This is a genomic window from Roseofilum acuticapitatum BLCC-M154, assembly GCF_030068475.1.
GTDB lineage: Bacteria > Cyanobacteriota > Cyanobacteriia > Cyanobacteriales > Desertifilaceae > Roseofilum > Roseofilum acuticapitatum.
Map to the genome: position 1 here is coordinate 21,550 of NZ_JAQOSP010000147.1, position 12,464 is coordinate 34,013.

23 protein-coding genes are annotated in these 12,464 nt (G+C 47.5%); all 23 read right to left on the minus strand.

The features are described from left to right. Window positions 1-90: 90 nt before the first annotated feature. On the minus strand, window positions 91-507 hold the full coding sequence (rpsI, locus tag PMG71_RS22435) for a 30S ribosomal protein S9 (RefSeq protein WP_283755965.1): 417 nt from the start codon (window positions 505-507) through the stop codon (window positions 91-93). Then, the gene (gene rplM, locus PMG71_RS22440; protein WP_283755966.1) at window positions 507-962 is read right to left on the minus strand and encodes a 50S ribosomal protein L13; all 456 of its coding nucleotides are present in this window, start codon (window positions 960-962) and stop codon (window positions 507-509) included. The genes rpsI and rplM overlap by 1 nt, the downstream gene beginning before the upstream one ends. A gap of 35 nt (window positions 963-997) precedes the next feature. Continuing rightward, window positions 998-1,846 (minus strand): tRNA pseudouridine(38-40) synthase TruA, encoded by an 849-nt coding sequence (gene truA, locus PMG71_RS22445; protein WP_283755967.1) that lies wholly within the window; start codon window positions 1,844-1,846, stop codon window positions 998-1,000. A gap of 42 nt (window positions 1,847-1,888) precedes the next feature. Continuing rightward, on the minus strand, window positions 1,889-2,278 hold the full coding sequence (rplQ, locus tag PMG71_RS22450) for a 50S ribosomal protein L17 (RefSeq protein ID WP_283755968.1): 390 nt from the start codon (window positions 2,276-2,278) through the stop codon (window positions 1,889-1,891). 51 nt (window positions 2,279-2,329) lie between these two features. Further along, a complete protein-coding gene (locus PMG71_RS22455; RefSeq protein WP_283755969.1) occupies window positions 2,330-3,271 on the minus strand; it encodes a DNA-directed RNA polymerase subunit alpha in 942 nt (313 codons plus the stop codon). A gap of 126 nt (window positions 3,272-3,397) precedes the next feature. Beyond that, a complete protein-coding gene (gene rpsK / locus PMG71_RS22460) occupies window positions 3,398-3,787 on the minus strand; it encodes a 30S ribosomal protein S11 (protein WP_271938977.1) in 390 nt (129 codons plus the stop codon). Window positions 3,788-3,867: 80 nt separating this feature from the next. Then, the gene (gene rpsM, locus PMG71_RS22465) at window positions 3,868-4,251 is read right to left on the minus strand and encodes a 30S ribosomal protein S13 (protein WP_283755970.1); all 384 of its coding nucleotides are present in this window, start codon (window positions 4,249-4,251) and stop codon (window positions 3,868-3,870) included. A gap of 97 nt (window positions 4,252-4,348) precedes the next feature. Further along, window positions 4,349-4,462: a 50S ribosomal protein L36 gene (gene rpmJ / locus PMG71_RS22470; RefSeq protein ID WP_271938971.1), complete on the minus strand. Its 114-nt coding sequence runs from the start codon at window positions 4,460-4,462 to the stop codon at window positions 4,349-4,351. Window positions 4,463-4,550: 88 nt separating this feature from the next. Beyond that, on the minus strand, window positions 4,551-4,775 hold the full coding sequence (infA, locus tag PMG71_RS22475; RefSeq protein WP_271938968.1) for a translation initiation factor IF-1: 225 nt from the start codon (window positions 4,773-4,775) through the stop codon (window positions 4,551-4,553). A 140-nt stretch (window positions 4,776-4,915) separates the two neighbouring features. Further along, window positions 4,916-5,476 (minus strand): adenylate kinase, encoded by a 561-nt coding sequence (locus tag PMG71_RS22480; protein WP_283755971.1) that lies wholly within the window; start codon window positions 5,474-5,476, stop codon window positions 4,916-4,918. Between the two features lie 4 nt (window positions 5,477-5,480). Beyond that, window positions 5,481-6,788, minus strand: a complete 1,308-nt coding sequence (gene secY / locus PMG71_RS22485) for a preprotein translocase subunit SecY (RefSeq protein ID WP_347179375.1) — start codon at window positions 6,786-6,788, stop codon at window positions 5,481-5,483. Between the two features lie 138 nt (window positions 6,789-6,926). After that, window positions 6,927-7,373, minus strand: coding sequence for a 50S ribosomal protein L15 (gene rplO, locus PMG71_RS22490; RefSeq protein WP_283755973.1), 447 nt, complete (start codon window positions 7,371-7,373; stop codon window positions 6,927-6,929). 54 nt (window positions 7,374-7,427) lie between these two features. Next, the gene (gene rpsE / locus PMG71_RS22495) at window positions 7,428-7,967 is read right to left on the minus strand and encodes a 30S ribosomal protein S5 (protein WP_283755974.1); all 540 of its coding nucleotides are present in this window, start codon (window positions 7,965-7,967) and stop codon (window positions 7,428-7,430) included. 18 nt (window positions 7,968-7,985) lie between these two features. After that, a complete protein-coding gene (rplR, locus tag PMG71_RS22500) occupies window positions 7,986-8,351 on the minus strand; it encodes a 50S ribosomal protein L18 (RefSeq protein WP_283755975.1) in 366 nt (121 codons plus the stop codon). Between the two features lie 2 nt (window positions 8,352-8,353). Further along, entirely contained in the window at window positions 8,354-8,917 is a 564-nt protein-coding gene (rplF, locus tag PMG71_RS22505; RefSeq protein WP_283755976.1) for a 50S ribosomal protein L6, read from the minus strand. Between the two features lie 74 nt (window positions 8,918-8,991). After that, complete coding sequence (rpsH, locus tag PMG71_RS22510; protein ID WP_283755977.1) at window positions 8,992-9,393, minus strand: 30S ribosomal protein S8; 402 nt, start codon at window positions 9,391-9,393, stop codon at window positions 8,992-8,994. 25 nt (window positions 9,394-9,418) lie between these two features. Then, window positions 9,419-9,964: a 50S ribosomal protein L5 gene (rplE, locus tag PMG71_RS22515; protein WP_283755978.1), complete on the minus strand. Its 546-nt coding sequence runs from the start codon at window positions 9,962-9,964 to the stop codon at window positions 9,419-9,421. A gap of 17 nt (window positions 9,965-9,981) precedes the next feature. Further along, on the minus strand, window positions 9,982-10,329 hold the full coding sequence (rplX, locus tag PMG71_RS22520; protein ID WP_347179372.1) for a 50S ribosomal protein L24: 348 nt from the start codon (window positions 10,327-10,329) through the stop codon (window positions 9,982-9,984). Beyond that, window positions 10,329-10,694, minus strand: a complete 366-nt coding sequence (gene rplN, locus PMG71_RS22525; protein WP_283755979.1) for a 50S ribosomal protein L14 — start codon at window positions 10,692-10,694, stop codon at window positions 10,329-10,331. The genes rplX and rplN overlap by 1 nt, the downstream gene beginning before the upstream one ends. A 52-nt stretch (window positions 10,695-10,746) precedes the next feature. Beyond that, window positions 10,747-10,989, minus strand: a complete 243-nt coding sequence (rpsQ, locus tag PMG71_RS22530; protein WP_283755980.1) for a 30S ribosomal protein S17 — start codon at window positions 10,987-10,989, stop codon at window positions 10,747-10,749. Window positions 10,990-11,001: 12 nt separating this feature from the next. Continuing rightward, window positions 11,002-11,241 carry a 50S ribosomal protein L29 gene (gene rpmC, locus PMG71_RS22535; protein WP_283755981.1) on the minus strand — a complete coding sequence of 80 codons (240 nt, stop codon included), beginning with the start codon at window positions 11,239-11,241 and terminating at the stop codon, window positions 11,002-11,004. Between the two features lie 5 nt (window positions 11,242-11,246). Beyond that, window positions 11,247-11,663, minus strand: a complete 417-nt coding sequence (gene rplP / locus PMG71_RS22540; protein WP_283755982.1) for a 50S ribosomal protein L16 — start codon at window positions 11,661-11,663, stop codon at window positions 11,247-11,249. Window positions 11,664-11,701: 38 nt separating this feature from the next. Beyond that, window positions 11,702-12,433, minus strand: coding sequence for a 30S ribosomal protein S3 (gene rpsC, locus PMG71_RS22545; RefSeq protein WP_283755983.1), 732 nt, complete (start codon window positions 12,431-12,433; stop codon window positions 11,702-11,704). Window positions 12,434-12,464 lie beyond the last annotated feature (31 nt).

Consider the following 12,464-nt stretch of genomic DNA (forward strand, 5'->3'; position numbering starts at 1 on the left):
TCAATTACTCCCCTCCCACAGGAGAGGAATTCTCTCCCCTTCTCCTGCCAGAGAAGGGGTTGGGGGATGAGGTAAAAACCATACCTACCCTTACCGTTTCGAGTATTGGGGAGCTTTTCTAGCTTTGCGTAAGCCATATTTTTTCCGCTCCTTTGCCCTTGGGTCACGGGTCAGATACCCTTCAATTTTCAAGGGTTGGCGATTATCTGGATCGAGTTCACACAAAGCTCTCGCCACACCCAAGCGAATCGAATCTGCTTGTCCCGTTAATCCACCCCCTTTCACATTCACCAGAACATCATAGTCATTTTCCAGACCCAAGGTTTCCAAAGGAGCTTTAGCTGCTCCCAGATATTGGGGATTAAACTGGAGATATAAATCTCCCGGTTTACCATTAATTTTCAATTCCCCTTGACCGGGAACCAAACGGACGCGAGCAACAGAGGATTTTCTCCGTCCAGTTCCCCAATAAACAGCCCGATCTTTTTGACTCTCAGTAGCTTGCATTAGTTATCTTCTCCGGGTACAGTTTTCAATTCTAAAACTTCTGGCGTTTGTGCCTCATGGGGATGTTTGGGCCCTGCATAGACTTTTAACTTGGTAAAGAGCTTGCGTCCTAAAGCATTTTTCGGCAGCATACCTTTGATTGCTTTTTCCAAAATTCGCTCTGGAATTCGCCCTTGCAATTTGGCAAAAGTTTCCGTTTTCATCCCTCCTGGACGGCCAGAATGGCGGCGATAGAGTTTTTGCTCCCGCTTTTTACCGGTCACCTGAATTTTTTCAGCATTGACAATGACGACAAAATCGCCAACATCCATATGAGGGGTAAAGGTAGGCTTATTTTTGCCCCGCAAAATATTGGCCACTTCTGTGGCTAAACGGCCGAGACGTTGGCCCTCGGCATCGACCACATACCATTTGCGGTCTAGACTCTCTTGGGGAGGTAAGTAGGTTTTAGTCATAATTAATCGTTTGTGTTCATAGAGAGCGATTGGGTTTAACCCAATTTAAACTGGGGTTGGGTGTCAAACCAAACCTCTGGGGGAAACGGAGGGTCTGGGTAGCCGACGCGCAGCAAACATAAGCCTTGGGCTGGAGCTGCATATTTGACTAAATCTCGCCGTTCTTCTTGCCACAGATGGGTAAATTCTGTGGGGGTGATTTCTGCTGTCCCGACTTTGACCAGTAATCCCACCAGAAGCCGCATCATGCCATAAAGAAATCCATTGGCTTGGACTTCGATCGCCAGAAATGGCTCTTCGACAGTGCATTGGGCCGTTTGGATATCTACCCAGGAGTGTTTGCGACTCGATCCAGCCCGATGAAAGGCGGATAGGTGATGACGACCGAGTAAAGGGTCGAGGGCGGCTTGAATTCGGTTGGCATCCAGGGATTGATAATAATAATGCCAAGTTAGATGCCGCACAAATAGGTTAGGGTTAGCTTGGGTATAGAGGGTATATCGATACCGTCGCCAAAGGGCAGAAAACCGGGCGTGCCAAGTGGGAGGAACCTCGGTAGAACCGCGAATCAGGATGTCTTCGGGTAAGCGACTATTGAGAATGATCGCCCACCGTTGGGGAGGAATGGGCCCAGAGACATCAAAGTGGGCCACTTGAGCCGCAGCATGGACTCCGGTATCGGTACGACCTGCTGCTACAACGGGAACGTACTGGCCAATTACAGAGGCGATCGCCTTTTCTAGTTCCTCTTGTACGGTTCGTTCTCCTTTTCCTTGACGCTGCCAACCTTGGAAATGGGTTCCCAGGTACTGAATCACGAGAGCAATCCGTTGACGCTCATCGGTCAAATTATCCGAATCTTTGAGTTGCCAACGGGATTTCATTCGTTTTTCCCTGTATTCCCCATCACCTAAATTGGGTCTGACTTAGACTAATTCGATAATCGCCATTTCTGCATTGTCCCCCCGACGAGGAACCGTGGGCAGAATGCGAGTATATCCACCTTGGCGATCGGCATACCGAGAAGGCACTTGTTCAAACAGCGCATGAACCAATTGCTTTTTCCTCAGCATATGTTCTTTGGGGTCTGAACTCCCACTTAGGTATAGATAGCCCAAAACCTGACGACGGGCCGCCAGGGTTCCACTTTTGGCCAAGGTAATCATTTTTTCCACTTCACTACGGACAGCTTTCGCCCTGGCTTTAGTGGTTGTAATCCGACCATGACGGATTAACTCAGTCGCTAAGGATCTCAGTAGAGCCTTACGCTGATCTGCGGGTTTTCCCAATTTGGGGACACGACAACGATGACGCATAACACTTTTCCACGTTTCAAAGTTTAGACAAGATTGAACCCATGACTGAAGTTAGGATTTTGCCTTTTCATGGGGCAAAGTAATTCCCAACCTCTGTTGCAGAGCTTCAATCACTTCTTCGGCTGATTTAGCTCCAAAGTTTTTGATCTCCAGCAAATCTTCTTGGGTGTAATCTAGTAGATCTGATACATTATTTATCTGCGCTCGTTTGAGACAGTTGTAAGCTCTCACCGATAACTGTAATTCTTCAATCGGAATCTGACTATTGGGATCATCGGTCAGTTCTGGTTCATCCTTGAGTGGCTCAAAGGTAATATCTTTGAGGGGACTAAATAAATCAACCAATATACTTGATGCTTGAGATAGGGCTTCTTGGGGAGTAATACTCCCATTGGTGGTTACATCAAGGATCAACCGGTCTTGTTCTAAGGAACCCCCAACCCGTGCATCTTCAATCATATAATTGACTTTAGACACGGGCATAAAAATTGCATCGATCTGGAGAAAGTCCAGGGAAGTTGGATCTTGGCGACTCCGGTCTACGGAGCGGTATCCGGTTCCGGTTTCAATCCGAAACTCCATCTCTAAGGTTGCTCCCTCCGATAGGGTGGCTACCTTTTGATGCCCATTGACTAATTCCACATCTGACGGTAAATCAAAGTCGCTTGCTTGCACTGTTTTTGGCCCCGCGGCCACTAAACGGCCAATTTGGGGTTGATTCGAGTGACTTTTAACAATGATTTCCTTCATGTTCAGTAAGATCTCTAAAACATCTTCCCGAACGCCTGGAATGGTTGCAAACTCATGATTTACGCCAGCAATTCTGACTGAGGTCACGGCTGCTCCCAACAGGTTAGAAAGCAATACCCGTCTCAGGGCATTGCCTACCGTGGTTCCTTGACCTCGTTCTAGGGGTTCTAGAATAAATCGGCTGTACTGACTTTGATCTTTTTCGGTATAACTTTCAACACATTCAACCTGAAACTGCCCCACAGAGCCACCTCCCTTCGCCTGCTTCCTAGGAGGGCTATCTTATGACCTTCCTAGCTGTTTTTTCTGTCATTGATGAGGCTCAGGCGCGCCCAATCTGCTCAATGTGCAGAGGCGATCGCCATTACCCTAGACTCGTCGCCGTTTTGGAGGACGACATCCATTATGAGGAATGGGGGTGACATCTCGAATGAGAGTAATTTCCAAACCTGAACCTTGTAGGGCACGGATAGCGGTTTCTCTCCCCGATCCGGGGCCACTGACCATCACTTCAATTTGCCGCATTCCTTGGTCGATTGCCCGACGAGCAGCGCTATCAGCGGCCGTTTGTGCCGCAAAGGGAGTTCCTTTTTTGGCTCCCTTAAATCCACTCGATCCGGCTGAAGCCCAAGAAATCACATCTCCGTTTGGAGCAGTAATCGAGACAATCGTGTTATTGAATGTCGATTGAATGTGGGCTACACCATTAGGAATATTTCGCTTTTGTTTTTTAGGGCCTGTTTTTTTCGGTCGTGCCATAATTGTGTTGCACTCTATTGGTCTTTATCTCAGAGTTTTTTGAGGCTCCCATAGGGGGAGTTCCATCAACAACAGACTATTTATTTCTTAGCTGCTGCTTTCTTCTTACCGGCTACCGTGCGGCGGACTCCACGACGGGTACGGGCATTGGTGCGGGTACGTTGTCCCCTTACGGGTAATCCCATACGATGCCGTCTTCCCCGATAGGTTCCAATGTCCATCAGACGTTTGATATTCATTGCCTCCCAACGTCTGAGATCCCCTTCGATTTGATATTGGGTTTCTACAGTTCCTCTTAGGGCAACAATATCTGCGTCCGTTAAATCTTTAACTCTAGTATCTGGATTCACTCCAGTTTCCGCTAAGATCTTCTGAGAACGGCTTAATCCGATCCCATAGATATAGGTCAGACCTATTTCTACCCGCTTATCTCGCGGTAGGTCTACACCAGCTATTCTGGCCACGCTTTTTCTCCCTCGTCTTGAACAACTTAACTAGGTTATCCCCCTGGGGGGAGGGTCGATCTGTTCTCCAACTCATTCCATGGGTCTTCGGTTTGAGTTAACCTTGACGTTGCTTATGTTTTGGGTTAGAACAGATAACCATTACCCGACCTTTACGGCGGATAACTCGGCATTTCTCACACATTTTACGGACGGAAGCTCGCACTTTCATGTCCTATTTCTCAATGTCTACAAATATAACATCTTATCAGTTTTACTTAGGTTTTGTCAAACCCAACAAGGGAGAGGGCCAGAAAAGTCTACTTCTTACGCAATCGATAAGTGATTCTCCCTTTAGTTAAGTCATAGGGAGTCAATTCTACTTTTACGCGATCGCCTGGCAGAATTTTGATATAGTTCCGGCGAATCTTACCCGAAATATGGGCTAACACATTAAACCCATTATCCAGATCTACCCGAAACATAGCATTGGGCAAGGATTCTGTAACTTGCCCTTCCATCTCAATTAAATCTTGTTTAGCCAATGTAATCCATCCTCAATTCAACAGGTCTTTAGTATAGGAATTCCATTCCCATGACTATGCCCCGAAAACAAAATTTCCGGGGTCTTTACATATCTTATCAAACTTTTTTTGTCAAACTCAATTTTGTGAGCGGTTATAGCCTAATGTCCCATAGTCAAAGCATGTTGTAAGTCTTGAGTCACCTTTTCCACCGGCTGATTTCCCCGAATCCGTCTCAGTTTACCACGAGCGCCATAGAACTCAATCAAAGGTTGAGTTTCCTCATGATAAACCTCCAAGCGATGGCGAATGGTCTCCGTTGTATCATCAGCCCGTCCTCTAGACAAAAGCCGCTCAATTAAAATCGCTTCTGGAACCTCCAAGAAAATGGCATAATCACAATCCTTATTTTTGGAATACAACATCTTTTGGAAGGTCTCAGCCTGGGAACTATTGCGCGGAAACCCATCTAGAATCCACCCGCTTTGGGCATCTTCTTGACTCAACCGCTCCTCTACCAAATCAAACACCAACTCGTCAGGAACCAAAGAGCCTTGATCCATATAGAACTTAGCTTTCAACCCCAAATCCGTTTGGTTGGCCACACTATTACGGAGGATCTCTCCTGTAGAAATATGGGGAATTTTTTCCCGTTTGGAGAGTTCAGCGGCTTGGGTTCCCTTGCCAGAACCTGGAGGGCCAATAAAAATCAACCTTGACATGACACTACTGTTTCACCATCCCTTCATAACGTTGAGAAATCACATAGGTTTGAATTTGCTTTGCGGTGTCGATCGCCACCCCAACTAAAATCAGTAAAGAGGTAGCACCTAAACCTTGAAATGTTGGGACGCGAGTCAAGCCTTCAACCACTGTGGGCACAATAGCCACAATGCCTAAAAACAAAGCGCCCAAGAAGGTCAACCGATTCAGAACCCGTTCAATATACTCACTCGTTGCTTTTCCGGGACGAATTCCAGGAATACTCGAACCCATTTTTTTCAGATTCTGAGCCACATCCACTGGATTCATAATCAAAGAAGCATAGAAATAGCTGAAAAACAGAATCATCGTCAAGTAGAAGGGAACATAAAACGTTCCTCCTGGACTCAAATATTGAACCGCATTCCGCAGCCAGGCGACTCCAGTTAACTCAGCTAGGGTAACTGGTAAAATGAGGACGGCTGAAGCAAAAATAATCGGCATCACTCCACCTTGATTCAAGCGCAAGGGGAGATAACTACTTTTTTCTAAATACAGCTTTCTACCTACCTGACGACGAGCGGAAATAATGGGGATTCGGCGGGTTCCTTCCTGAACAAAGACAATACCGACAATCATCACCAGAAAGACCATCACCAAAATAACAGTCCGTCCGACGATGCCACTATCTCCACTAGAAGCCAATTCAATGGTTTGTCCGATGGAGGTAGGTAAGGTAGAAACAATATTGACAAAAATCAGTAATGAAGCACCGTTGCCGATGCCTCGTTCTGTAATTACTTCTCCAAACCACATGACCAACATGGAGCCAGCGCTCAGGGCTAAAACGGTTTGGATAATAAACATGGGCCCTGGATTTAAGGCCACCCCAGGGGCATTATTGAGCCATAACCCAATCCCCACACTTTGAAGGATGCACCATCCTAGGGCAACATAGCGGGTAATTTGGGAGAGTTTACGCCGTCCGGCTTCACCCTCATTTTTCTGTAATTCTTCTAGGGTGGGTAGAGCAGCAGTCAGGAGTTGGATAATGATGGATGCATTAATAAAGGGAAGGATACCGAGGGCAAAAACACCCAGTTGGGAAATCCCTCCCCCAGAAAACAGGTCTAAAAATCCAATAATTGGACTACCTTCAATATTGCGGCTAAATTGATCTCGGTCAATACCAATGACGGGGATATAAACCCCTAATCTAGCCAAAATTAATAAGCCCAGAGTGACGAGCAACCGACCTCTGAGGCCGGCTGCTTGAGCCATCTGGATAAAGGTTTCTTGAGCGCTTGGGGTTTTGTCTCGACTAACGGTCATTAAGGGACACCTCGATGACGACGGTAAATAGGTGGGTGAGTTTTGGCGAAATCCTCTATACTCTGCATTGCTGACGGGATAATGATCCGCATCGCTTCGCGATCGCCAGTTGGAATGCAAAGTTTGACGAGATCTGCCTTATTCTAAAACCTGACAACTCCCTCCAGCACCTTCGAGTTTAGTCCGAGCATTAGCCGTAAATTGGGCTGCTGTCACTTGCAGGGGTACGCTAATTTCTCCGTCTCCCAAGATTTTCAAGGGGCCGTCATTGGTGGTCACAATCCCTGCGTCCATCAATGATTCTAAAGTCACTTCGGTATTTGCTGGCAGGGTAGCCAGTTGACGAATATTAATCGTAGTGTACTGTTGTTTGTTAATAACTGTAAAGTGCTTCAGTTTGGGGACGCGGCGATACAGGGGCATTTGTCCCCCTTCAAACCCAGGGCGAGTCCCCCGACCTGAACGGGACTTTTGCCCCCGCATTCCAAATCCACAACTGGCTCCCTGGCCGGCCGAGATTCCCCGACCGACGCGACGGCGACGTTTACGGGAACCTTCTTGAGGGGCAACATCTTCTAATCTCATGGTGTTTATCCTTGCGCTTACCGGTTTACTCTCTGGTGAGTCCCTGGTTGGGATCTAGATATAGAGCTTTTCGATCTCAATTCCCCGTTCTTGGGCCACCTCGGCAAAGGTACGGAGACCGGAGAGGGCATCAATGGCAGCCCTAGCATTATTTAGGGGATTATTGGAGCCGAGTTGTTTGGCGAGGGCATTCTGAACGCCGGCCAGTTCTAGCACGGTACGCACTGATCCCCCAGCAATTACCCCAGTACCTGGAGCGGCTGGACGCATCATGACTCTAGCACCCGTAGCTTCTCCGGTGGACGGATGGGGCAGGGAGTTAGATTTGGTCAGGGGAACGGTAATCAGATGTTTTTTGGCATCGGCAACTCCTTTTTTGACGGCTCCGATGACATCACTGGCTTTACCGACTCCGACTCCGACTTGACCGCGTTCATTGCCGACGACCACGATCGCCCGGAAGCTTAGTTTTTTACCCCCTTTAACGACCTTAGTCACCCGGCGGATTTGGACTACCCGCTCTTGCCATTCACTTTCTTTTTCCCGATTGCGGTTAGCTTTGCGAGATTTGCCTTTTTTTTCTTTTTCTTCCATGGTTTTTGTGGGTCTATCCTAAAAGTCTAATCCAGCTTCACGGGCCGCATCGGCTAAGGCTTTTACGCGGCCATGGTACAAATTTCCACCTCGGTCGAAGACCACTTTGGAAACGCCTTTATTGATGGCTCGCTCGGCGATCGCCTTACCCACTTGGGCAGAAGCCTCACAAGTTCTTCCCACATCATTCAAAGCGGCTTTAATTTCGGCCTCCAAGGTGGAGGCCGCCGCCAGGGTATGATGCTGAGTATCATCAATCACCTGAGCATAGATATGGTTGTTGGATCGAAAGACCGCTAACCGGGGGCGCTCAGGAGTGCCCATGACCGATTTGCGAATCCGATGGTGTCTACGCTGCCTGAATTCTTGTCTGGTTCGTTTCATGGTTATTTCTTACCTGACTTACCCGCTTTACGTCTGACGATTTCGCCCTGATAGCGAATCCCTTTACCCTTATAGACTTCGGGAGGACGGACATCACGAATTTTAGCGGCGGTATTGCCCACTGCTTCTTTGTCGATGCCGCTAATGATCACAAAAGTGCCTTGATTAACAGCTTTACCCGTATTATCAACGATGGCAAAATCAATCCCATCTGGGGGATCAAAATCGACCGGTTTGCTGTAGCCCACATTTAAAGTGAGAGCTTTGCCCTTAGCTTGGGCACGATAGCCCACACCTTGCAGTTCTAGGCGTTTTTCAAATCCTTTCGATACCCCTTCCACCATATTGAAAACTAGGGTACGGCATAAGCCATGGGCTGCCCGACATCTACGGGAATCATTACGCCGCTTAACCATCAAGGTATTGTTTTCTTGTTCAATTGTGACTTCTGGAGGCAAAACGCGCTCTAGCTGTCCTTTCGGCCCTTTGACAGAGACTTGTTGACCATCAAGGGTAACGGTTACTTTGTCAGGAATATTAATAGGACGTTTACCAATTCGAGACATAATCTTTTACTTGTTGTCCTTGTTCATGGGTCTAATCATTGATTCTTGCTCTGAGGCAAGGGTCAATGAGGAATTTACCAAACATAGCAAAGCACTTCTCCACCAATACCTTGGCGACGGGCTTCACGGTCAGTCATAATGCCATGGGAGGTTGAAATAATCGCTATACCAATGCCCCCTAAAACACGGGGGAGTTCTTTGCGATTTTTATAAACCCTTAAACCTGGACGACTGACTCGTTCTAGTTTGCTGATAATTGGGCTTCGGTTTTTGCCTTTATATTTGAGGGCAATCCGGAGCTGGGTTTGGACTCCTTCCCCCACTGTCTCAAACTCGGAAATAAAACCTTCATCTTTTAAGACTTGGGCAATACTCCGGGTGATCTTAGTGGCTGGAACTTGAGTGGTTTGATGCCGCGCTAAATTCGCATTGCGAAGGCGCGTGAGCATATCCGCGATCGTGTCGTTTACGGCCATCGTTTACTCTCTCGATAAAACTCCTTTAGTTTTCCCGGAAAGGCATTCCCATTTCCCGCAGTAGGGCGCGTCCTTCTTCATCGGATTGAGCGGTTGTGGTAATGGCCACATCCATCCCTCGAATTTGGTCAATTCTGTCATATTCTATTTCGGGAAAAATCAGTTGTTCCCGCAGACCCAGGTTATAGTTCCCGCGCCCATCGAAACTTTTAGGACTAATGCCTCGAAAGTCACGGATACGCGGTAGAGCCAAGTTGATTAACCGGTCTAGGAAGGCATACATCCGATCGCTGCGTAGGGTTACCATGACCCCAATGGGCATTCCTTGTCGAATCTTGAATCCGGCGATCGCCTTTTTGGCCCGAGTCACTACGGGCTTTTGTCCCGTAATCAGGGCCAGTTCATTCAGGGAGGCCTCTAAAGATTTAGCATTTTGAGATGCTTCTCCGAGTCCTCGGTTAACGGTTACTTTTTGAATTTTGGGTACTTGATGGATATTCGTGTACCCAAATTGCTCCATCAGTTTAGGAACAATCTTTTCTTGATATCGGGTTTTGAGGGGTTGTACCATAGCGATTTCCTGCCAACTTAATCAATGATTTCCCCAGTTTTTTTGAGCATCCGTACCTTCTTCCCTTCTTCATTGAAGGTATAAGAGATACGAGAAGCTACTTTTTCCTTGGTGGAATAGAGCATTACATTTGAGCTATGGATGGGCGCTTCAAAGGTCTTGATTTGTCCCGATTCTCCTTCTTGTCTCGGTTTAACGTGCTTAGTTCTAATATTCACGTTTTGAACCACGACTTTACTGAGTTTCGGGAGCGCTGCAAGCACTTCTCCAACTTTGCCCTTATCCTTGCCCGCAATGACTTGCACGGTATCGCCTTTTTTGACATGCATTTTCAAGGCAACTGATTTCTGTTTGGGTTTAGCCATTACAGAACCTCCGGTGCTAGGGATACAATTTTCGTGTAATTCTTATCTCGTAATTCACGAGCTACTGGGCCAAATACACGGGTTCCCCTAGGATTACCATCTTTGTTAATAATGACGGCAGCATTATCATCAAAGCGGATACTCATGCCACTGTCGCGGCGTAATCCTTTTTTGGTTCTCACAATCACAGCGCGAACCACATCGGATTTTTTAATTGCCATATTGGGGTTGGCATCTTTGACGACGGCCACAATTTCATCGCCAATGCAACCATAGGTTCGGTTGCCACCGAGAACCCGAATACACATGATCTTACGAGCGCCACTGTTATCGGCTACATTGAGATAGGATTCTTGTTGAATCATGGGTTTATTCCTGGATCAGAATAGGGAATCAACGCTCTGAAATATTGGGTGACTAACGAGACTCAAGGATCTCACTAACAACCCAACGTTTGGTTTTGCTCAGGGGGCGAGATTCTTTAATTAAGACGCGATCGCCTTCTTTACATTGGTTGTCTTCGTCGTGGGCTTTATAATGCTTAGTCTTGACCACGGTTTTACCGTATTTGGGGTGAGCGCTGCGATTTTCAATCGCCACGACCACGGTCTTTTGCATTTTGTCACTAATAACTGTGCCCACTCGTTCTTTGACGGCCATAGATTATGACTCCTATTTGTCCTCTACAGGTGTCTGACTCTCTTGAGTTTGAGCCAGTTGTCTCTGCCTCTCAATCATCAAGAGTTGGGACTGGCGGTGTTTAAGGTGTTTAAACTGATGAGGTTTAATTTCTCCCTGGCCGGTCGCTTGCTTGAGCCGCAACTGAAATAAATCTCGTTTAACGGCTACAATTTGCTCCCCCAGTTCCTCATCGGTAAGGTTTCTTACCTCGTCAATTTTAGGTAATGGCATCTTTTCTAACCCTGGGAATCACGCACCAAAAATTTAGTCTTGATCGGAAATTTATGGGAAGCCAGACGCATGGCTTCGCGGGCGGTGGCTTCGGGCACACCGGCAATCTCATAAATAATCCGTCCGGGTTTAACCACAGCTACCCAATATTCTGGGTTTCCTTTCCCGGAACCCATCCGGGTTTCGGCTGGGCGCATGGTTACCGGTTTGTCCGGGAAAATCCGAATCCAAATTTTCCCACCCCGCCGGATATACCGGGTCATCGCTCGACGACCGGATTCAATTTGGCGGGCAGTAATCCAATGAGGTTCTAGGGCTTGGAGGGCAAAGTCTCCAAAGTTAATGACATTCCCACGGGAAGCCAACCCTTGCATTCGACCTCGGTGTTGTTTGCGAAATTTTGTTCTTCTTGGACTTAACATGGCCAGAACTCAATTCAATAATGGGTCAACAACAACGATTAGTTCTCGTTGGAGCGGTCTTCAAACTGGGGCCGACGACGATTTCCTCGACGACGGTTGGGGCTTGGCCCAGGTGGGGGAGTTTCTTCTTGTCCAGGAATAATTTCGCCTTTGAAGACCCAAACCTTAATACCCAAGATTCCGTAAATGGTTTGAGCGGTGCGGTAAGCGTAGTCAATATCAGCCCGGAGGGTATGCAGGGGAACTCGTCCTTCTCTTGTCCATTCTGTACGGGCAATTTCTGCACCGTTCAGACGGCCACTGACTTGAATTTTGATCCCTTGAATGCCTGCCCGTTGGGCCCGTTGAATGGCTTGGCGCACGACTCGACGGAAGGATACCCGACGTTCGAGCTGTTGAGCAATATATTCGGCTAACAGGCCAGAGTCAGCATCTACACGGGTGACTTCAACGACGTTAATGCGAATTTGACGATTGCTGTCGCCAATTTCTTTTTGTAAGCTGGTGCGTAAGGACTCAATGCCTTGACCTCCTCGACCGACGACTACACCGGGACGGGCGGTATGGATTTCTAGGTCGATTTGATCGGCTTTGCGCTCGATGCGGACGTTGGAAATCCCGGCATTATTGAGTTGTTTTTCTACATATTTACGAATCTTAAAGTCTTCTTGTAAGATTCCTGGGTAGTGTTTGGCATCTGCGAACCACCGAGAACGGTGTTCTTGGGTGATTCCTAGCCGAAACCCAGTTGGGTGTATTTTTTGTCCCACAGAGTGAATCCTCTCGATCGATCAACGGTTG

Excerpts from the sequence above, each read along its gene's own strand:
- rplP (WP_283755982.1), bottom strand. The coding sequence starts at position 11,663 with ATGTTAAGTCCAAGAAGAACAAAATTTCGCAAACAACACCGAGGTCGA.
- rplN (WP_283755979.1), bottom strand. The coding sequence starts at position 10,694 with ATGATTCAACAAGAATCCTATCTCAATGTAGCCGATAACAGTGGCGCT.
- rpmC (WP_283755981.1), bottom strand. The coding sequence starts at position 11,241 with ATGCCATTACCTAAAATTGACGAGGTAAGAAACCTTACCGATGAGGAA.
- rplX (WP_347179372.1), bottom strand. The coding sequence starts at position 10,329 with ATGGCTAAACCCAAACAGAAATCAGTTGCCTTGAAAATGCATGTCAAA.
- rplQ (WP_283755968.1), bottom strand. The coding sequence starts at position 2,278 with ATGCGTCATCGTTGTCGTGTCCCCAAATTGGGAAAACCCGCAGATCAG.
- rplE (WP_283755978.1), bottom strand. The coding sequence starts at position 9,964 with ATGGTACAACCCCTCAAAACCCGATATCAAGAAAAGATTGTTCCTAAA.
- rpsQ (WP_283755980.1), bottom strand. The coding sequence starts at position 10,989 with ATGGCCGTCAAAGAACGAGTGGGCACAGTTATTAGTGACAAAATGCAA.
- secY (WP_347179375.1), bottom strand. The coding sequence starts at position 6,788 with ATGACCGTTAGTCGAGACAAAACCCCAAGCGCTCAAGAAACCTTTATC.
- rpsI (WP_283755965.1), bottom strand. The coding sequence starts at position 507 with ATGCAAGCTACTGAGAGTCAAAAAGATCGGGCTGTTTATTGGGGAACT.
- rplF (WP_283755976.1), bottom strand. The coding sequence starts at position 8,917 with ATGTCTCGAATTGGTAAACGTCCTATTAATATTCCTGACAAAGTAACC.
- rplO (WP_283755973.1), bottom strand. The coding sequence starts at position 7,373 with ATGAGATTAGAAGATGTTGCCCCTCAAGAAGGTTCCCGTAAACGTCGC.
- rpsH (WP_283755977.1), bottom strand. The coding sequence starts at position 9,393 with ATGGCCGTAAACGACACGATCGCGGATATGCTCACGCGCCTTCGCAAT.
- truA (WP_283755967.1), bottom strand. The coding sequence starts at position 1,846 with ATGAAATCCCGTTGGCAACTCAAAGATTCGGATAATTTGACCGATGAG.
- rplM (WP_283755966.1), bottom strand. The coding sequence starts at position 962 with ATGACTAAAACCTACTTACCTCCCCAAGAGAGTCTAGACCGCAAATGG.
- rpsE (WP_283755974.1), bottom strand. The coding sequence starts at position 7,967 with ATGGAAGAAAAAGAAAAAAAAGGCAAATCTCGCAAAGCTAACCGCAAT.
- rplR (WP_283755975.1), bottom strand. The coding sequence starts at position 8,351 with ATGAAACGAACCAGACAAGAATTCAGGCAGCGTAGACACCATCGGATT.
- rpsK (WP_271938977.1), bottom strand. The coding sequence starts at position 3,787 with ATGGCACGACCGAAAAAAACAGGCCCTAAAAAACAAAAGCGAAATATT.
- rpmJ (WP_271938971.1), bottom strand. The coding sequence starts at position 4,462 with ATGAAAGTGCGAGCTTCCGTCCGTAAAATGTGTGAGAAATGCCGAGTT.
- PMG71_RS22480 (WP_283755971.1), bottom strand. The coding sequence starts at position 5,476 with ATGTCAAGGTTGATTTTTATTGGCCCTCCAGGTTCTGGCAAGGGAACC.